The sequence below is a fragment of the Aquabacterium sp. T101 genome, from assembly GCF_057219775.1.
The window spans coordinates 112,949-131,074 of the sequence record NZ_JBXVVZ010000003.1 but is presented as its reverse complement, the minus strand read 5'-3'; the positions used below and the strand labels follow the sequence as shown (position 1 = coordinate 131,074).

Genomic DNA, 18,126 nt, shown 5'->3' with positions numbered 1-18,126 from the left:
CGTCAGGGCAAGCGCAGATAGCTCGCCGCCAGGGCCTTGAAGTCGGCGGCGGAGCGCGCGGCGTCGAAGCCGGGGCCGAGTTCGTCGGCCAGCAGCGCGGCCACGGCGTCGGCCTGGCGGGCGGCCTCGGCGGCGTCGAGGAACAACAGGCGCGAACGGCGCGCGAGCACGTCCTCCACCGACAGCGCCATCTCCTCGCGCGCGGCAAAGCGCACCATCGCCTCGGACAGCCCGCCGCGCGGCGCGGTGCCGGCACGCCAGAGCCAGCGGTCGGCGCCGGGCAGCGCGCGCACGCAGTCGGCCTCGTCGCCATAGAGGTGTTCGCCGGGGGCCTCGGTCATCGACACGCCGGTGCGCGCCGACGCGCCGACCAGGCGCAGGTGCTCGGTGGCGCCGCCGGCGCGGCGCGGCAGCAGCTCGCGCTCGAAGCAGCGCTCGAGCACGTCCTCGGCCATGGCGCGGTAGGTGGTCCACTTGCCACCGGTGACGGTGACGAGGCCCGAGCGGCCCACCAGCACGGTGTGCTCGCGCGAGATCGACTTGGTGTTGTCGCCGTCCTCGCCGCCGGGCCGCACCAGCGGGCGAAGGCCGACCCACACCGAGCGCACGTCGGCACGCTGCGGCGCGCGCGCGAGGTAGCGCGCCGACTCGCCGAGGATGAAGGCCACCTCGTCGGCGAAGGGCTCGGGCTCGCGCACCACGTCCGCGCGCGGCGTGTCGGTGGTGCCGAGGATGGTCTTGCCGAGCCAGGGCACGGCGAACAGCACGCGGCCGTCGGCCGTCTTGGGCACCAGCAGCGCATGCGTGCCGGGCAGGAACTCGCGGTCCACCACGAGGTGCACGCCCTGGCTGGGCGCGACGATGGCGGGCTTGGCCGGCGCGTCGGCGTCGCGGTCCATGTGGCGCAGGTCGTCCACCCAGACACCGGTGGCATTGACGACGCAGCGGGCGCGCACCTCGAAGTCGGCGCCGCCGCCGGCCGTGTCGCGCGCGGTGACGCCGACCACGCGGCCGCCTTCGCGCCGCAGGCCGGTGACCGGGCAGTGGTTCAGCACCACGGCGCCACGCTGCGCCGCACTGCGCGCCAGCGCGAGCGCCAGGCGCGCGTCGTCGAACTGGCCGTCCCAGTACTTGACGCCGCCGGTCAGGCCGCGCGGCTGCACGTTGGGCAGCAGCTCGCGCGTGCGCGCGGGCGACAGGAACTCGGTGTGGCCGATGCCGCGCGAGCCCGCCAGCGCGTCGTACATCTTCAGGCCCGCGCCGTAGAACGGCGCCTCCCACAGCCGGTAGGCCGGCATCACGAAGGCCAGCGGCTGCGCCAGGTGCGGCGCGTTGGCCAGCAGCGTGGCGCGCTCGGCCAGCGCTTCGCGCACCAGCGACACGTTGCCCTGCGCCAGATAGCGCACGCCGCCGTGCACGAGCTTGGTGGCGCGCGAGCTGGTGCCCTTGGCGAAGTCCTCGGCCTCCAGCAGCAGCACGGAAAAGCCGCGCGCCGCCGCGTCCAGCGCCACGCCGCAACCGGTGGCGCCGCCACCGATGACCACCAGGTCGAACGTGCCGCGCGCCGCCGCGAGGCGCTGCGCCCGGCCGGCCGGGGCGGACCCGCCCATGGGCGCAGCACTCATGTGATGACCGAGTTCTGCGCGATGCCGGCGTCCACCAGCACATGCTGGCCGGTCATGCCGTCGCTGTCGTCGGCGGCCAGGAACAGCGTGGCGCGCGCCACGTGCCCCGGGTCGAGGCGGATCTTCAGGCACTGCGCGTCGAGGAAGGCCTGGTCGGCCGCCGGGTCGCGGTGCAGCGCGGTCTGGCGCTCGGTGACGATGGCGCCGGGCACCAGCGCATTGACGCGGATGCCGCGCCCGCCCAGCTCGCGCGCCAGCGTGCGCGTCAGGCCCAGGATGCCGGCCTTGGCCGTGGTGTAGCCGGCCAGGTTCGGCCGGCCGCGCATCCAGCTCACCGAGCCCATGTTCACCACGCTGCCGCCGCCGGCCTTTTCCATGCCCGGGGCCACGGCCTGGATGGCGAAGAAGTAGTGCTTGAGGTTGAGCGCGAGCCGGTCGTCCCAGAACTCGGGCGTCACATCCTCCATGCGGTGGCGGTCGTCGCGGCCGGCGTTGTTGACCAGCACGCGGACCGGCCCCAGCTCGTCGGCGGCGCGCGCCAGCACCGCCTGGTAGGCCGCCACGTCGCGCACGTCGCAGGCGGCGTACCAGGGCGCGGGCAGGCCCATGGCGGCCAGCTCGTCGGCCAGCGGCCGGCCGCCGTCGGGCCGGGTGCCGCAGAAGGCGACGCGCGCGCCCTGCTGCGCGAACGCGCGCACCAGCTCGGCACCGATGCCCGAGCTGCCGCCGGAGACGAAGACGACGCGGTCCTGCAGCGATGCGTAGCGGGTGTAGTTCATCGAGGGGGTCCTAGAGGCGCGCGACGTTGGCCGGCAGGCCCGGCACGTCGACCCGGCACTGCAGCACGCAGCCGGCCAGCGGCTCGCGCGCCAGCTCGTCAGCGGGGCGCTTCTCGCGCGCGGTGGTGATGTAGAGCGTGCGCAGGTCGGCGCCGCCGAAGCAGGGCATCGTGGGGCAGCGCACCGGCAGCGGCAGCTCGTGCGTGACCGCGCCGTCGGGTCCCAGGCGCAGCAGTCGCGCGCCCTCGAACATCGCCACCCAGTAGCCGCCCTGGGCGTCCATCGCGGCCCCGTCGGGTCGGCCGCCGTAGACCGACAGTGGCTGGCCGGTGTCGCGCGGCGCGAAGCGGGCGAACACGCGCTGGTTCGACAGCGCGCCGTCCGCGCGCTCGAAGTCGAAGGCGTACACGGTGTGCGCCTTGGTGTCGGCCCAGTGCATCGTGCCGCCGTCCGGGCTCCAGGCCAGGCCGTTGCTCACCGTGATGCCGTCGGCCATGCGGTCGAGACGGCCGTCGGTCAGGCGGTACAGCGCCGCCGCCGGCTCGCGCAGGTCGTGGATGGTGCCGACCCAGAAGCGCCCCTGCGGGTCGGCCTTGCCGTCGTTGAAGCGCTCGGTGGCCGGGTCGTAGGGCAGCGGCACCGGCAGCGGCGAGGCCGTGCCGGTGGCGGGGTCGAAGCGCACGAGGCCGCGCCGCAGCGACAGCAGCAGACCGCCGTCCATCAGCGGCACGCAGCACGAGGGCTCGCTGTCGAAGGGCCACTGCCGGTGCGCGCCGCTGCGCGGGTCGAACCGGTTCAGCGCCTTGCCCGGAATGTCGCACCAGTACAGCACCTGCTCGGCGGGGTGCCACAGCGGCGACTCGCCGAGCAGGCTGGGCGCCACGCCGGGCAGCGCTTGCAAGGTCATGCGGCGGACACCTCCAGCCGCATCCAGGCCTGCAGCGTGTCGGCCGCGGCCACCGAGCGCAGGCCGTGCGCCACCGGGTCGGCCATGTGGATGGCGTTGCTGACGTGGCTAACGGGTTCCACGCAGTAGTAGTCGCGCGTGGGCGGCGTGAACACCACCAGGTAGGGCAGCGACGAGGTCAGCGACACCGACAGCGCCTCGTCGCGCAGGCGGGCCACGCCGCGCCAGCCGTCGAAGCAGTGGTCGAAGTCGAGGTGGCGCACCTCGCCGTCGATGCCGGTCTGCGCCACGCGGCGCGTGGGCAGGTGGGTCGACGCGTCGGACTCCCAGCGCCCCGAGCACTCGACGTGCACGCGGCTGCGGCTGCGCTTGGGGAAATAGGGATGCCATCCCAGGCCCACCGGCTGCGAGCGGGCGTCGATGTTGGTGAACGTCATGCTGACCTGCAGCGCGTCGTCGGTCAGCTCGAAGCGCTGCGACACGTCGAAGGTGTAGGGCCAGTGCTCGTTGCTCAGGTGCGTGAGCATCAGCTCGGCGCTGCGCCCGTCCTGCCCGACCACGCGCCAGGGCTCGGTCCAGCCGCAGCCGTGCAGCGAGTGCGGGTAGTCCGCACCGAAGTTGGCGGCGGTGGTGTGCTCGCGGCCCTGCCACTTGAAGCGGCGGTAGCCCAGGCGGTTGGAGTACGGCACCAGCGGGAAGCAGCCCGACTGGCGCGGCCCGGCCAGCTCGGCGGGCTCCACGCTGCGCAGCACCGGCTTGCCGTCCCTCCACAGCCCGGCGATGCTGCCGCCCAGGTCGGGCCGCAGCGCCAGTCGCAGCGGGCCGCTTCGCAGCTCCACGGCCGGGGGGGAAGCGGAGCGTGCGTCCTGCGTCATGGTGCGTCCTCGTGCGCTGTGTCGATCGCGCGCATCCTACCCACCCCGGCGCTCATCCCCCGGCGGGCAGCACTTCGGACATCGCCACCACGCGCCCCTCGTCGATGCTGCGGTGCGCCGCCAGGCCCACCGCCACGGCGCGCAGGCCCTCGTCGAGCGGGATCTCGGCGGGCGCGCCGCTGCGCACGGCCTGGGCGAACTTCTGGTGCTCCACGTAGCTGGCGCCGAAGTGCTGGCCGAGGTACTTGATGTTGGTATCGCGGATCTGGCGCACCGACACGCCACGCGCGGTGCCCGAGGGCTGGCCCCACACCTCGCGCCGGCCCCAGTCCTCGCGCCGGCCGAATCGCAGTACGCCCGAGGGCAGGAGCGACTCGAGCTTGCCCTCGGCGCCGACGATGGTGACGTGCTCGTTGTCGATGGAGTTCTCGGCGAACATGCACAGGTCCAGGCTGGCGCGCGCGCCGCTGGCGTACTCGACGATGACGAAAGCGCTGTCGAGGATGTCGGGCACCTTGCCGTCGTAGCGCTCGTCGAGATGGTTCACGCGCTGGCCGCCGGAGGCGAACACGCGCTGCGCCGGCTCGCCGAGGATGAACTCCATCAGGTTGAAGTAGTGGCAGCACTTCTCCACCAACGTGCCGCCGGTGTTGGCCGAGAAGCGGTTCCAGTTCCCCACCTTCGGATAGAACGGCTCGCGGTGCTCGCGGATCGCCACCTGGTGGAGGGTGCCCACCTGCCCGGCATGGGCCAGGCGGATCATCTCGGCCACCGGCGGCATGTAGCGGTATTCCTGCGCCACCCAGACGATGGCCTTGCGGCCCTGCGCGCGGCGCAGCAGGTCCTGCCCGTCCTCGATGCGCGTGACCAGCGGCTTCTCGCACAGGATCGGCAGCTCGGTGGCGAGCGCGTCGCGCATCACCGTGACGTGCGTGAAGTTGGGGCTGGCCACCACCAGCGCGTCGCACAGGCCGCTGGAGAGCAGGTCCTCGTGGCGCTCGAACAGTCGTCCCTGGCCGTCCAGCAGCGCCGCGGCCTGGGCGCGGCTGCCGGCGTCGGGGTCGGCCACCGCGGTGACGACCGCGCCGCCCATCGCGCGCAGGTTCTCGATGTGCTCGCGGCCCATGCTGCCGCAGCCGATGATGCCGTAGCGGATCTTGTCCATGATGCGTTGCCGGGTCAGCCCTTGAGGCCGCCCTGGGTGAGGCCGCCGACCACGCGCTCCTGGAACACGGCGATCAGCACCGCGATCGGAACGATGGCCACGATGAGCGCGGCGGAAATGATCGGCCAGGGGAAGGTGAACTCCCCCTGGTACAGCGTGATGCCCACCGGCAGCGTGCGCATCGACGCACTGCTGTTGAGCGACAGGGCCAGCAGGAACTCGTCCCAGGCGTTGACGAAGGCCAGGATGCCCGCGGTGAACACCCCCGGCGCGGCCAGCGGCACCACCACGCGCCACAGCGCGCCCAGGCGCGTGCAGCCGTCGATCATGGCGGCGTTCTCCAGGTCGCGCGGGATGCTCTGGAAGAAGCTCACCAGCACCAGCGTGCACACCGGCAGGTTCAGCACCACGTAGGGCAGCACCAGCGCGGTGTAGGTATTGAGCAGCCCGGCCGCGCGCATGGTCTCGAAGATCGGCACCAGCAGCGTGACCAGCGGGAACATGCTGGACGCGACGATGCAGGTGAGGATGAGCTGGCGCCGGCGCAGGTTCAGCCGCGCGATGGCATAGGCGGCCAGCGCCGACACCAGCAGCGAGAACACGGTGGCCAGCAGCGCCACCGCGAGGCTGTTGCCCAGGTAGCGCAGCAGCGGCTGGTCGGTGAAGGCCTGCACGTAGTTGCCGAAGGTGATGTCGCGCGGCCACCAGGTGATGGGCTTGCTGACCAGTTCGGTCTCGGTCTTCAGCGACGTGAGCAGGATCCACAGCGCGGGGAAGAAGCCGTTGACCACCACCAGGCCGGCGGCGATCAGGCGCAGGCTGCGCGAATCGAAGATCGACCGGGTCATGCGTTGTTTCCGATGCGGCGCAGGTAGAAGCCGGTGACCACCAGCGACAGCACGAACATGCACACGGCCAGCGTGGAGCCGTAGCCGACGTCGAGGTAGTCGATCGTGGTCTTGTGAATCAGCATCGCCAGCGTCTCGGTGCTGTTGCCCGGCCCGCCCTTGGTCATGGTGTACGGGATGTCGAAGGTCTGCAGCGCGGTGATTGTGCGGAAGATCAGCGCCACCACGATCGACGGCGCCAGCATCGGGATCGTGATCTGCCAGAACTGCTGCCACTTCGACGCGCCGTCCACCTCCGCGGCCTCGTACAGCGAACGCGGAATCATCTGCAGCCCGGCCAGCAGGATCAGCGCCATGAAGCTGCTGGTCTTCCAGATGATGGTCAGGCAGATGGCGGCGAAGGCCCAGTTCGGCCGCAGCAGCCACATCGCAGGCTCCGCCGGCGCGGCCACGCGCCGCACGACGTCGTTGACGACGCCGTACTCGGTGTGGAAGAACCACGCGAAGATCAGGCCGGCGAAGGCCAGCGGCAGCGCCCAGGGCAGCAGCAGCGCCAGCCGCACCGGCCACTTGCGCTTGAAGGGCAGATTGGCCAGCAGCGCCAGGCCCATGCCCACCACCAGCGCGCCGGGCACGGTGATCAGCGTGATCAGGACCGTGTTCGTGGTGGCGTTCCAGAAGTCCGGGTCCTTGAACACGAGCACGTAGTTCTCGAAGCCGACGAACTTGACGCCGCTGCCGCCGGACAGGCGCAGGTCGTGGAAGCTGTTCCAGATCAGCTTGCCGATCGGATAGACGACGATCAGCGCCAGCAGGATGAATGCAGGCGCGAGCAGCATGACGCCGAGCGTCTTCTCGCTCGGGTCACGCCAGTTCCTCAGCGGGCTCGCGCCTGCAGCCATCGCGTCCTCTCCCTCAGCGCATCACGCGCGCCAGTCGCGACTCGATCTCGGCCACGCCCTCCTCGGGCTTCTTGGTCCGGGCGAGCACGGCGCTGGTGGTGGTGCGGATCACGTCGCTGACCTGGCCATAGTCCTTGCTCATCGGACGGCTCTTGCCGGCGATCACCACGTTGGCGGCGTCCTTGAACCACGGCACGGCCTTGACCACGTCGGCGTCGGTGTAGACGCCGGGGTAGGTGGCCAGCAGCGAGCCCTCGACGGCGAGGAACTTGCTCGACTCGGGGCTGGACAGGTGCTTGACCAGGTTGGCCGCGGCCTGCTTGTTCTTGCTGAACGCGCTCACCGCCCACTGCCAGCCGCCGACGCAGGTGGCGCTGCGGCCGCCAGCCATGGCCGGCAGCGGCATCACGCCGACCTTGCCCTTGACCTGCGAGTCGGCGTCGTCCTTGAAGCGGTCCCAGGCGAAGCCCCAGTTGATGGCGAACACCACCTGGCCGGCCTTGAACTCGTTGACCGTGTCGGGCGTCTTCACCTCGGCCACGTTCTTCTTGATCACGCCCTGGTCGACCATGTTCAGCCAGGTGGCCAGGCCCTTGGCGGCGGCGCCCTTGTCCAGCGTCATCTTGCCGGCGGCGTCGTTGAACTCCTTGCCCTGGCCCCAGTAGGGCAGCAGGAAGGTGCACACCGCGCCCTCGATCGGCGCGCCCTGGATCGACAGGCCCTGCAGGTTCGGATTGCCTTCGGCCTTCTGGATCTTGGCGGCGGCGGCGGACAGCTCGTCCCAGGTCTTGGGCTCCTTCACGCCATGCTTGTCGAGCAGGTCCTTGCGGTAGTACATGAACATCGCGTCGGCGAACGCCGGCATCGCGGCGATCTTGCCGTCCACCACGTTGGAGTTGGCGTACACCGGCAGGAACGGCTTCATCACGTCGGCGGGCTTGCCGATGTAGGCGTCCAGCGGCTCGAGCCAGCCGGCGCCGAAGTACTGCGCCGGGTTGACGATGTCGATCAGGTAGATGTCGATCGCCGGGTCCTTGGCGTTGAGCACGGTGGACAGGTACTGGCGCTGCAGCTCGCTGGTGGCGCCGCCGGTCTCGATCTCGATCTTCACGCCGGGGTTCTTGGCCTGGTACTGGTCGAACAGCTTGCGCATCAGGTCCGGGCGCTGGTTCGAGCCGCCGGAGAACACGCGCAGCGTGGTCTGCGCCAGGGCCGGGGCGCTGGCCAGTGCGGTCACCAGGGCCAGCAGCGGGAACAGGATTCTTCTCTTCATCTCGGGTCTCCTTCGTTGGACGGGTACTTTCGGCCTGCGGCCGGGCTCAGCGCTCACGCAGGTCGTTCTCGACGACGACCTTCTTCATGGTCTCGAACTCGTTCATCGCGAAGCGGCGGAACGCCTCGCCGTCGCGCCACACCAGCGGGCTGTTGGCCGCCTGCGCCCGCGCCTTGTAGAGCGTGGTGTCGGTGGCGGCGCGACAGGCGGACTCGAGCCGCGTGCGCAGCTCGGCCGGCAGGCCCTTGGGGGCGACCAGCCCGCCCCAGACCGAGCCGCGCACCGGCACGCCCAGCTCCTTGGCGCTGGGCACCTGCTCGAAGCCGGGCACGCGCTTGTCGGTCAGCGCCAGCAGCGGCCGCAGCTGGTGCTGCACCGCCACCGGCGGCGTCTCGTTGAACACCTGGATCTCGCCGTTCTTCAGCGGCACGACCATGTCGCCGGTGCTCTTGTAGGGCACGTGCAGCGCGGCCACGCCGTGGTGCTTCCACTGCTGCAGGCCGCTGATGTGCAGCGCGGTGCCGATGCCCGACGAGCCGTAGTTGAAGCGCGCGCCTGCGGCCTGGGCCGCGGCCACCAGCGACTTGTAGTCGCGGTGCGGCGAAGTCTCGGGCACCAGGGTCAGCAGCGGCACGTCGTAGGTGCCGCACAGGTAGTCGAAGCTCTCCGGCGAGTAGCCGGCGTTGTCGCGCCGCGCCGGCTGGATCACCAGCGGGCCGATGGTCGTCATCGACAGCGTGTAGCCGTCGGGCCGCGCACGCGCCACGTTGCCCATGCCGATGGCGCCGCCGGCACCGGCGGTGTTGAGCACCACCACCGAGCCGCCGATCTGGCGCGCGAACTCGTCGGCCAGGATGCGCGCCATGATGTCGGTGGTGCCGCCGGGCCCGAAGGGCACGACGATGGTGACCGGCCGCTCCGGGAAGCGGGCCTGGGCGGCGGCGTTGCCGGCCGTGCCGGCGGCGACGGCCGCGAGCGCGAGCGTCGCGGCGCGTCGGGTTGCATGGTGCTTCATAGTGCCTGGCCGCCCTGGCGGTCGAAGAGGTGGAGGTGGTCGGGGTTGACGTGCAGCGCGACCTCGGAGCCGGCCGGCTGGCGGAACGACGCCGGGCAGCGCGCCACCATGTCGGTGCTGCCGACGTTGATCGTGACCAGCGTCTCGGCGCCCAGCGGCTCGAGCAGCTGCACGCGCGCGGGCAGCACGATGTCGCCCGCGGCGGGCGCCAGGCGCAGGTTCTCCGGGCGCACGCCGAGCTTGGGGGCGTCGCTGCGCGCGGCGCGGGCGGCCAGCGCGCGCGGCAGGCGCAGGCGCACGCCGCCGAGGTCGGCGGCCATGTCGTCGCCGTCGCGCGCCAGCGTGCAGTCCACCAGGTTCATCGGCGGCGCGCCGGTGAAGCCGGCCACGAACAGCGCGGCAGGCCGGTTGTAGATGTCGTCCGGCGTGTCGTACTGCATCAGGCGGCCGGCGCTGAGCACGGCGATGCGGTCGGCCATGGTCATGGCCTCGACCTGGTCGTGCGTGACGTAGATGATGGTGGCGCCCAGACGCTGGTGCAGCCGCTTGATCTCGCTGCGCATCTCGCCGCGCAGCTGCGCGTCCAGGTTGGACAGCGGCTCGTCGAACAGGAACACCTTGGGCTGGCGCACGATGGCACGGCCGATGGCCACGCGCTGGCGCTGGCCGCCCGACAGCTGCCCGGGGCGACGGTCGAGCATGTGGTCGATGCGCAGCAGCTTGGCCGCATCCATCACGCGGCGCGTGATCTCGGCCTCGTCGGTGCCGCGCAGGCGCAGCCCGAAGGCCATGTTGTCGTACAGGTTCTTGTGCGGGTAGAGCGCGTAGTCCTGGAACACCATCGCGATGTCGCGGCTGCGCGGCGGCAGGTCGTTGACCACCTGGTCGCCGATGCGCACGTCGCCGCCGGTGATGGTCTCCAGCCCGGCGATCATGCGCAGCAGCGTGCTCTTGCCGCAGCCCGACGGCCCGACGAAGACGACGAACTCGCCGTGCCGGATGTCCAGGTCGATGCCGTGGATGACGTTGTTCTTGCCGTCGTAGCTCTTGACGACGCCGCGCAGCTCCACCGAGGCCATGTCAGTACGCTCCCTGGCCCGACGGTGGCGTGGTCGTGCCGTGCTGCAGCGTGTGCACGTGCTCCTCGCCTTCGGGCGTGGTCAGCGCCTTGACCGCCGCCTGCGCGCCGCGCATCAGCAGGCCCAGGTCGCTGCCGATGGCCACGTAGCTGTAGCCCATGGCGCGGTACTGCACCACCAGCTCGGGCGTACCGCCCACGGTGCCGATCGGCTTGCCGATGGCCTTGCAGCGCCGCGCCGCGTCGGCCATCAGCGCCATCACGTCCGGGTGCGTGGTGTTGCCGGGCACGCCGAGGGCGGCCGACAGGTCGCCCGGGCCCATGAAGATCGAGTCCACGCCGGGCACCGACGCGATGGCCTCCAGGTTGGCCAGCGCGGCCGGCGTCTCGATCTGCACCACGGTGCCGACGGTGCGGTTGGCGGTCTTGGCGTAGTCCGGCACGGTGCCGAACTTCGAGCCGCGGCTCATGCCGGCCAGGCCGCGGTTGCCCTCGGGCGGGTAGCGCATCGCCGCCACCGCGCGCGCAGCCTCGTCGGCGTTCTGCACGAAGGGCACCAGCAGCGTGGTGGCGCCGGCGTCGAGCACGCGCTTGATCATCACGGTGTCGTTCCAGGGCACGCGCACGATCGGCACCATCTTCGTGTTGCCGGCGGCCTGCAGCAGCTGGATCACCTCCATCATGTCCAGCGGCGTGTGCTCCATGTCGATCACGCCCCACTGGAAGCCGGCATGGCCCATGGCCTCGGTGACCAGCGGGCTGGCGGCCATGATCCAGGTGCCCAGGGGTGCCTGCGAGCCGCAGGACTTGAGCAGTTGGCGCAGCGGGTTCATGGCGGGCTCCTTCAGTAGATGACGGGCTCGGCGGTCGGCGCCGCGCCCTGCAGGAAGTCGAAGTCGCAGCCCTCGTGGGCCTGCGTCACGTGCTGGCGGTACAGGCGGGCGTAGCCGCGCTCGTAGGGTTCGGGCGCCGGGCGCCAGCCGGCTCGGCGGCGGGCCAGTTCGTCGTCGGGCACGTCCAGGTGCAGGCGGCGCGCGTCGATGTCGACCTCGATCCAGTCGCCGGTGCGCACCAGCGCCAGCGGGCCGCCGACGGCGGACTCGGGGCTGACGTGCAGGATGCAGCTGCCGTAATGGGTGCCGCTCATGCGCGCGTCGGAGATGCGCACCATGTCGCGCACGCCGCGGTCGAGCAGCTTCTTCGGGATCGGCAGGCCGCCCCATTCGGGCATGCCCGGCGCGCCCACCGGCCCGGCGTTGCGCAGCACCAGCACGCTGGACTCGTCGCAGTCGAGCGCCGGGTCGGCGCAGGCAAGGTTCATCTGCGCCGGGTCGTCGAACACGATGGCGCGGCCGCGGTGACGGAAGAACTTCGGGCTCGCGGCGCTGGCCTTCATCACCGCCCCGTCGGGGGCGAGATTGCCGCGCAGCACGGCGAGCGCGCCGCTGGCCGACACCGGGCGGTCGAGCGGGCGGATCACCTCGTCGTCGAGCACCTGCACGCCGGCGAGGTTCTCGCCGAGCGTGCGGCCGTTGGCGTTGCGCTGGGACAGGTCGAGGTGATCGCGGATGCGCGACATCAGCGCGGGCACGCCGCCGGCATAGTGGAAGTCCTCCATCAGCCGGTCGCCGCTGGGGAACAGGTTGGCCAGCACCGGCACGCGGCGGCCCGCCGCGTCGAGGTCGTCGAGCGTGAAGGGCACGCCGGCGCGCCGCGCCATCGCGATCATGTGCACCGCGGCATTGGTGGAACCGCCCAGCGCCATCTGTACCGCGGCAGCGTTGAGGAAGGCGCCGCGCGTGAGCAGCGCCTGCGGCACGAGGTCGTCCCACACCATCTGCACGATGCGCTCGCCGCAGGTGGTGGCCATGCGCACGTGGGCCGCGTCCATCGCCGGGATCGCGGTGGAACCGGGCAGCGCCAGACCCAGCGCCTCCACCAGCGAGGTCATCGTGCTGGCGGTGCCCATGGTGTTGCAGGTGCCCGGGCTGCGCGTCATGTGCGACTCGAGCTTGACCCAGTCGGCGTCGCTGACGCGGCCGGCCTGGTATTCGTCCCAGAACATGCGCGTGTGCGTGCCGGCGCCGACGCGGCGCTCGGGCTGCCCGGGCTTCAGGTAGCGGTCGTTGAGCATCGGGCCGGCAGCGCAGAACAGCGTCGGCACGCCCATGCTGATGGCGCCCATCAGCGTGCCGGGCGTGGTCTTGTCGCAGCCGGCCAGCAGCACCGCGCCGTCCACCGGCAGCGAGCGCAGCAGTTCCTCCACCTCCATCGCGAGCAGGTTGCGATAGAGCATGGTGGTGGGCTTGACCATCACCTCGCCCAGGCTCAGCGCGGGCAGCTCGAACGGCAGGCCGCCGGCCAGCAGGATGCCGCGCTTGACCGATTCCGCCCGCTCGCGCAGGTGCGCGTGGCAGGGCGACAGGTCGCTCCAGGTGTTGATGATGGCGATGCAGGGCCGGCCCATCACGTCCTCGCGGCGCAGGCCCATCTGCTGGGCGCGCTGGCGGTGCGCGAACGCGCGCATGCCGCCGGCATTGAACCAGCGGCGGCTGCGCAGGTCGTCGAGGGACTTGGGCACGGCGGCTAGGGTGAGTGCGGATGCAGCGCGGAAATGACAGCGCTAACATTATCCCGACCACCACCCTCTGTCATCCACGCAAACCCGGATGCCCGCCGCCCCCCGCACCGCCGCCCGGACGCCCCGCCGCGGCCATGGCCGCGCCACGCTGGCCGATGTGGCCGCCGCCGCCGGGGTGACCGCGATCACGGTGTCGCGCTACCTGCGCGAGCCGCACCGGGTGGCCGCCGGCACCGCCGAGGCGATCGGCCGTGCCCTGGCGACCACCGGCTACGTGCCGAACAAGCAGGCCGGCGCGCTGGCCAGCGCCGGCACGGGCGCGTCGCGCATGGTGGCCGCGCTGATCCCCAGCATCGCCAACTCGATCTTCGCGGAGACGGTCCAGGGCCTCGCCGACGGGCTGCAGGGCTCGGGCTGCGAGCTGTTGCTGGCGTCGACCAACTACTCGATCGAGCGCGAGGAGGAACAGCTGCGCGCGCTGATGGGCTGGTTCCCGAGCGCGATCGTGGTCACCGGCCGGCGCCACAGCCCGGGCGCGCTGGCGCTGATGCGCGCCGCACGCAGCCGCGGCGCGCCGGTGATCGAGGTCTGGGACCACCATCGCAGCGCGCGCGGCTTCACCCAGATCGGCTTCGACCATGCCGAGGTGGGCCGTGCGATGGCCGCCCACCTGCTCGACCGCGGCCACCGCACGCTGGCCTACGTGGACAGCGGCGTGGCGGAGGACTTCCGGGCCCACGAGCGCGGCGAGGCCTTCATCGCCGCCGCCGCCGCGCGCGGCGTGCAGGTGCGCCGCGTGGTGGCGCCGCAGGCCGAGGCCATCGAGGCCGGCCGTGCCGCGCTGGCGTCGCTGATTGGCCCGCGCGGCCGCCCCGGCGTGGCGGCGGCCGCCTTCGCCAACGACCACCTGGCCTGCGGCGCGCTGCTCGAGGCGCAGGCCCGCGGCATCGCGGTGCCGGCGTCGCTGGCGCTGCTGGGCTTCGGCGACTTCGTGCTCGGGCGCCAGCTCGCGCCCGGGCTGTCCACGGTGCACCTGCCGCGGCTGGAGATCGGGCAGGCGGCCGCCGGCGCGCTGCTCGCGTCGCTGGCCAGCGGCCAGCCTGCCCCCGACCAGCGCCTGCCGTGGACCCTGGTGGCCCGCGGCAGCAGCTGAGCCGTGGCCGCGTCCTGGGGGTCGGCCGCGGCCGCCGGGCTGGCGCTCGGCGCCGGGCTCATCGTGGCCATCGGCGCGCAGAACGCCTTCGTGCTGCGCCAGGGCCTGCGGCGCGAGCATGTCGGCCCCGTGGTGCTGTTCTGCGCCGGGGCCGACGCGCTGCTGATGACGGCCGGCGTGCTGGGCGTGGGCGGTGCGCTGGCCGCGGCGCCGCGGCTGGCGACCGCGCTCACGCTGGCGGGCTGCGTGTTCCTGCTCGCCTACGGGCTGCGCGCGCTCTGGCGCGCCGGGCGCCCGGGCGTGCTCGTGGCCGACGCGGGGGCCGCCGCCACGCCACGCGCGGCAGTGCTGGCGCAGGCCGCGGCGTTCACGCTGCTCAATCCGCATGTGTACCTGGACACCGTGCTGCTGGTGGGCACGATGGGTGCGCAGTACCCCGGCACGCAGCGCGCGGCCTTCCTGGCCGGCGCCTGCGCGGCCAGCGCGCTGTGGTTCACCGCGCTCGGGTTCGGCGCCCGCCGGCTCGCGCCCTGGTTCGCGCGGCCGTCGGCGTGGCGCCTGCTCGACGCCGCGGTCGGCGTCACGATGCTGGTGCTGGCGGCGTGGCTGGCTCGCCCGCTGTGGGCGGCATCCCCGTCCGGCTGAGGCGCTGCGCCCGGGCCGAGCCGGCCCAGCGCAGCAGCGTGTCGTGCAGGCGCTGCGCGTCGATCGGCTTGGTGAGAAAGTCGTTCATGCCGGCGGCCAGCGCGTCGTCGCGCTCCGACGTGAGCGCGGCCGCCGTCAGCGCGATGATCGGCAGCGTGCGCGCGTCGAAGCGCTCGCGCAGGCGGCGCGTGGCCTCGTGGCCGCCCTGCACCGGCATCTGCACGTCCATCAGCACCAGGTCGAACGGCCGCGACGTCTCGGCGCGCTGGTGCACCGCGGCCACCGCCTCGACGCCGTTGGCCGCCTCGGACACCTCCACGCCCCACTGCCGCAGCAGGGCCACCGCGATCATCATGTTGACCGGGTTGTCCTCGACGATCAGCAGCGACAGGCCCTCGAGCGGGCTGGGCAGCACGTCCGCGGCCAGGTAGGTGGCGCCCGGGCCGTCCTGCGCGCCGGCCGGCAGCGGCAGCTCGGCCCAGAAGCGGCTGCCCAGGCCGATGCGGCTCTCGAGCCCGACCTCGCCGCCCATCAGGTGCGCCAGCTCGCGGCAGATCGACAGGCCCAGGCCGGTGCCGCCGTAGCGGCGCGTGGTCGAGTCGTCGGCCTGCGTGAAGGGCATGAACAGGCGTTGCTGCACCTGCGGCGCGATGCCGGGGCCGGTGTCCTCCACCTCGAAGCGGATGCGCGGCCCGCCGGCGCCGCGCACCCACACCCGCACCGAGCCCGCCTCGGTGAACTTGAGCGCGTTGGACAGGAAGTTCGACAGGATCTGCCGCACCCGCACCGCGTCGCCGCGTACGCGGCGCGGCACGTCGGCGGCGACCTCCATCGCCAGCGTCAGCGAGCGGGCCTCGGCCAGGGCGGCATAGCCGTGCTCGATCGACTCCAGCAGCGCGTGCAGGTCGAACTCGGCCTGCTCCAGCGCCAGCTTGCCGGCCTCGATCTTGGACAGGTCGAGGATGTCGCTGATGACGCCCGACAGCGCGCGCGCGCTGTCGTCGATCTGCGCCAGGTACTGGCTGCGGCGCGCCTCGTCCAGGCCCGGCTGGCGCGCCAGGCGGGCCAGCCCCACCAGGCCGTTGAGCGGCGTGCGGATCTCGTGGCTGGTGTTGGCGAGGAACGCGCTCTTGGCGCGGTTGGCGGCCTCGGCCTCGTCGCGCGCGCGGGCCAGCGCCTCGGCCACCGCGCGCTTCTCGGTCACGTCCTCCGCGATCCAGATGGTGGCGCCCTTGGCCGGGTGGTGCGGGTCGATCGGGCGCGCCAGCACGCGGCAGGTGAAGATGCTGCCGTCGCGGCGGCGCATCGGGCGCTCGAACTCCACCGCTTCGCCCCGCGACAGGCGCGGCCCGATCAGGCCGCCCAGTTCCTCGTAGGCCGCCTCGTCGACCGAGACGATCGACGCCGGCTGGGCCACCAGCTCGTCGGCCTGCCAGCCGAACATCTGCGCGAAGGTCGGGTTGACGAGCTGGAAACGGCGGTCGCGGGTCAGCGCGATGCCGATCGACGCATTGGCCAGGATCGCCTCGCGCTCGAGCCGCTCGCGCTCGGCAGCGGTGACGTCGCGCCCGTTGATCACGAGGTACTCGCGCCCTTCCATGCCGAAGCGCGCGGCCGACACCAGCAGAGAGAAGTCGCGGCCCTGGCGGTCGCGGAACACCACCGGCAGGTCGCGCACCTCGCCGCGCTCGCGCACCTGGGCCACGAAGCGTTCGCGCGAGTCGCCCGGGCCCCAGATGCCCAGCTCGACCGCGGTGCGGCCGATCGCCTCGTCGCGCGACCAGCCCGACAGCGCCACGAAGGTGTCGTTGATCATCACGTAGCGGCCGGTGACGATGTCGGTCAGCGTGATCAGGTCGGGGCTGGTGGCCACCACGTGCGACAGCAGCGCCTCGCTGCGCTCGCGCGCCAGCTCGGCGCGCAGCCGCTCGGTCTCGTCGCGGTAGATCGACAGGATCGCCGGGCCGCCCTCGGCCTCGATGTTGACGCTGGTGACCTGCACCGTCAGGCGCCGGCCGGCCGTGGTGAGCAGGCCGAACTGCTGCGGCGGCGTGGCCTCGCCCACCGGCAGCGTGGCCAGCCACGCGGCACGGCGCGTGGCCAGGTCGCGCGAGCCGTCGGACTCCTCGTAGAAGGACAGCAGCGGCTGGCCGATCAGCTCGCCGGGCGCCCAGGCGCCGAACAGCGCCAGCGCGGCGACGTTGGCGTCGAGCACGCGGCCGTCGCGGTGCAGCACCAGCGGCGACGGCGAGCGCGTGAACAGCTCGCGGTAGCGGGCCTCGGTGGCGGTGCGCTGCAGCTCCGCCTCGCGCTCGGGCGTGATGTCGCGGCCCACGCCCCAGTAGCCGCTGAACAGCCCGCGGTCATCGAAGCGCGCGCGCCCGCTCATCGTCAGCCAGCGGCGGCGCCCGTCGGGCCCAGCGCGGCCCAGCACCAGCGCCGTCAGCGGCCGCCGCGCCTCGAGGTCGGCGCGCAGCGCGTCCATCGCGTCGGGATCGAGCCCGAACCCTTCGATGTCCCAGGGCGCGAGTCCGATGCAGCGGTCGACGGCCAGCACCGTCACGCCCGGGCTCTGCTCGGACACGAGGACAAAGCGCAGCTCCGCGTCGGTCTCCCAGTACCAGTCGGCGGCCACGGCCAGCAGGCCGACGAAGCGCTGCTCGCGCCGCCGCAGGCCGGCCATGGTGGTGTCCAGCGTGCGGCGCACGAGCTGGCCGATCACCGTGCCGGCCAGCAGCAGCGCGACGTGACCAGCGAACAGCTCGACCACCTGGGACGGGGCGGCTGCGGACCCGGCTCCGGCAGAGGCCTCCACCACGGTCAGGGATGCCAGGAACAGGAACTGGCCGGCGGCCACACCGAGCGCCACGCTGCGCGGCACCAGGGTTGCCGCCACCAGCAGCAGCGGCACGAAGGCCAGGGCCACCAGCCCCAGCCTCTGGCCGCTGGCCACAGCCAGCGCATCGATGCCGAGCGTGCACAGCACCAGGGCCAGGGCCAGTGTGCGTGCCAGCGGCAGCGTACTCGGCCGCAGCGCGACGGCGCCGAACGCGGCGGCCAGCAGGCCGCACAGGGCCGCCGACAACCGCGGCGAACCGCGCGCTGCCAGCTCCGGCGCGGCCAGGAACAGCCCCATGAACAGCAGCGAGACGAGCACGCCGACGGCCATGAACAATCGCACCAGGGCCGCGTCGCCGTGGCGCGCGGCGTCGGCCGGGTCGCGACGCGCACGCCCGTCGTGCGCGGCAGGCGACACGGCGGCGCGCTTGCTCATCCAGGG

Annotated in this window: 15 protein-coding genes; 2 read left to right on the top strand and 13 right to left on the bottom strand. The window is 72.6% G+C overall.

The features are described from left to right. Positions 1-2: 2 nt before the first annotated feature. Genes AC2EAQ_RS10405 through araD form a run of 12 tightly spaced genes read right to left on the bottom strand, consistent with a single transcriptional unit; the run spans position 3 to position 13,048 of the window. On the bottom strand, positions 3-1,625 hold the full coding sequence (locus AC2EAQ_RS10405; protein ID WP_484643091.1) for a glycerol-3-phosphate dehydrogenase/oxidase: 1,623 nt from the start codon (positions 1,623-1,625) through the stop codon (positions 3-5). Beyond that, complete coding sequence (locus AC2EAQ_RS10400) at positions 1,622-2,404, bottom strand: SDR family NAD(P)-dependent oxidoreductase (protein WP_484643089.1); 783 nt, start codon at positions 2,402-2,404, stop codon at positions 1,622-1,624. The genes AC2EAQ_RS10405 and AC2EAQ_RS10400 overlap by 4 nt, the downstream gene beginning before the upstream one ends. A 10-nt stretch (positions 2,405-2,414) precedes the next feature. After that, the gene (locus tag AC2EAQ_RS10395; RefSeq protein WP_484643086.1) at positions 2,415-3,311 is read right to left on the bottom strand and encodes an SMP-30/gluconolactonase/LRE family protein; all 897 of its coding nucleotides are present in this window, start codon (positions 3,309-3,311) and stop codon (positions 2,415-2,417) included. After that, complete coding sequence (locus tag AC2EAQ_RS10390) at positions 3,308-4,186, bottom strand: aldose 1-epimerase (protein ID WP_484643084.1); 879 nt, start codon at positions 4,184-4,186, stop codon at positions 3,308-3,310. Before AC2EAQ_RS10390 ends, AC2EAQ_RS10395 begins: the two co-directional genes overlap by 4 nt. Positions 4,187-4,238: 52 nt before the next feature. Continuing rightward, complete coding sequence (locus tag AC2EAQ_RS10385) at positions 4,239-5,351, bottom strand: Gfo/Idh/MocA family protein (RefSeq protein WP_484643082.1); 1,113 nt, start codon at positions 5,349-5,351, stop codon at positions 4,239-4,241. 14 nt (positions 5,352-5,365) lie between these two features. Continuing rightward, positions 5,366-6,199 (bottom strand): carbohydrate ABC transporter permease, encoded by an 834-nt coding sequence (locus AC2EAQ_RS10380; RefSeq protein ID WP_484643079.1) that lies wholly within the window; start codon positions 6,197-6,199, stop codon positions 5,366-5,368. After that, positions 6,196-7,101, bottom strand: coding sequence for a carbohydrate ABC transporter permease (locus AC2EAQ_RS10375; protein WP_484643076.1), 906 nt, complete (start codon positions 7,099-7,101; stop codon positions 6,196-6,198). The genes AC2EAQ_RS10380 and AC2EAQ_RS10375 overlap by 4 nt, the downstream gene beginning before the upstream one ends. Positions 7,102-7,114: 13 nt before the next feature. Then, the gene (locus tag AC2EAQ_RS10370; protein ID WP_484643073.1) at positions 7,115-8,374 is read right to left on the bottom strand and encodes an ABC transporter substrate-binding protein; all 1,260 of its coding nucleotides are present in this window, start codon (positions 8,372-8,374) and stop codon (positions 7,115-7,117) included. A gap of 46 nt (positions 8,375-8,420) precedes the next feature. Further along, complete coding sequence (locus AC2EAQ_RS10365) at positions 8,421-9,389, bottom strand: tripartite tricarboxylate transporter substrate binding protein (protein WP_484643070.1); 969 nt, start codon at positions 9,387-9,389, stop codon at positions 8,421-8,423. Continuing rightward, a complete protein-coding gene (locus AC2EAQ_RS10360) occupies positions 9,386-10,468 on the bottom strand; it encodes an ABC transporter ATP-binding protein (protein WP_484643068.1) in 1,083 nt (360 codons plus the stop codon). Before AC2EAQ_RS10360 ends, AC2EAQ_RS10365 begins: the two co-directional genes overlap by 4 nt. 1 nt (position 10,469) lies before the next feature. Next, the gene (locus AC2EAQ_RS10355) at positions 10,470-11,300 is read right to left on the bottom strand and encodes an HpcH/HpaI aldolase family protein (protein ID WP_484643066.1); all 831 of its coding nucleotides are present in this window, start codon (positions 11,298-11,300) and stop codon (positions 10,470-10,472) included. 11 nt (positions 11,301-11,311) lie between these two features. Further along, on the bottom strand, positions 11,312-13,048 hold the full coding sequence (gene araD, locus AC2EAQ_RS10350) for an L-arabinonate dehydratase (protein WP_484643064.1): 1,737 nt from the start codon (positions 13,046-13,048) through the stop codon (positions 11,312-11,314). 88 nt (positions 13,049-13,136) lie between these two features. Here araD and AC2EAQ_RS10345 point away from each other — a divergent pair, with 88 nt between their 5' ends. Together AC2EAQ_RS10345 and AC2EAQ_RS10340 are read left to right on the top strand one after the other, a co-directional pair. Then, entirely contained in the window at positions 13,137-14,201 is a 1,065-nt protein-coding gene (locus AC2EAQ_RS10345) for a LacI family DNA-binding transcriptional regulator (RefSeq protein WP_484643061.1), read from the top strand. A 3-nt stretch (positions 14,202-14,204) separates the two neighbouring features. Beyond that, entirely contained in the window at positions 14,205-14,846 is a 642-nt protein-coding gene (locus AC2EAQ_RS10340; RefSeq protein ID WP_484643057.1) for a LysE/ArgO family amino acid transporter, read from the top strand. On the opposite strand, the gene AC2EAQ_RS10335 is transcribed toward AC2EAQ_RS10340, so the two are convergent. After that, positions 14,782-18,120, bottom strand: a complete 3,339-nt coding sequence (locus tag AC2EAQ_RS10335) for a PAS domain-containing hybrid sensor histidine kinase/response regulator (protein ID WP_484643055.1) — start codon at positions 18,118-18,120, stop codon at positions 14,782-14,784. The two genes, AC2EAQ_RS10340 and AC2EAQ_RS10335, sit on opposite strands and share 65 nt — an antisense overlap. Positions 18,121-18,126 lie beyond the last annotated feature (6 nt).

Excerpts from the sequence above, each read along its gene's own strand:
- AC2EAQ_RS10345 (WP_484643061.1), top strand. The coding sequence starts at position 13,137 with ATGCCCGCCGCCCCCCGCACCGCCGCCCGGACGCCCCGCCGCGGCCAT.
- AC2EAQ_RS10370 (WP_484643073.1), bottom strand. The coding sequence starts at position 8,374 with ATGAAGAGAAGAATCCTGTTCCCGCTGCTGGCCCTGGTGACCGCACTG.
- AC2EAQ_RS10380 (WP_484643079.1), bottom strand. The coding sequence starts at position 6,199 with ATGACCCGGTCGATCTTCGATTCGCGCAGCCTGCGCCTGATCGCCGCC.
- AC2EAQ_RS10405 (WP_484643091.1), bottom strand. The coding sequence starts at position 1,625 with ATGAGTGCTGCGCCCATGGGCGGGTCCGCCCCGGCCGGCCGGGCGCAG.
- AC2EAQ_RS10375 (WP_484643076.1), bottom strand. The coding sequence starts at position 7,101 with ATGGCTGCAGGCGCGAGCCCGCTGAGGAACTGGCGTGACCCGAGCGAG.
- AC2EAQ_RS10365 (WP_484643070.1), bottom strand. The coding sequence starts at position 9,389 with ATGAAGCACCATGCAACCCGACGCGCCGCGACGCTCGCGCTCGCGGCC.
- AC2EAQ_RS10355 (WP_484643066.1), bottom strand. The coding sequence starts at position 11,300 with ATGAACCCGCTGCGCCAACTGCTCAAGTCCTGCGGCTCGCAGGCACCC.
- AC2EAQ_RS10385 (WP_484643082.1), bottom strand. The coding sequence starts at position 5,351 with ATGGACAAGATCCGCTACGGCATCATCGGCTGCGGCAGCATGGGCCGC.
- AC2EAQ_RS10360 (WP_484643068.1), bottom strand. The coding sequence starts at position 10,468 with ATGGCCTCGGTGGAGCTGCGCGGCGTCGTCAAGAGCTACGACGGCAAG.
- AC2EAQ_RS10400 (WP_484643089.1), bottom strand. The coding sequence starts at position 2,404 with ATGAACTACACCCGCTACGCATCGCTGCAGGACCGCGTCGTCTTCGTC.
- AC2EAQ_RS10335 (WP_484643055.1), bottom strand. The coding sequence starts at position 18,120 with ATGAGCAAGCGCGCCGCCGTGTCGCCTGCCGCGCACGACGGGCGTGCG.
- AC2EAQ_RS10395 (WP_484643086.1), bottom strand. The coding sequence starts at position 3,311 with ATGACCTTGCAAGCGCTGCCCGGCGTGGCGCCCAGCCTGCTCGGCGAG.
- AC2EAQ_RS10390 (WP_484643084.1), bottom strand. The coding sequence starts at position 4,186 with ATGACGCAGGACGCACGCTCCGCTTCCCCCCCGGCCGTGGAGCTGCGA.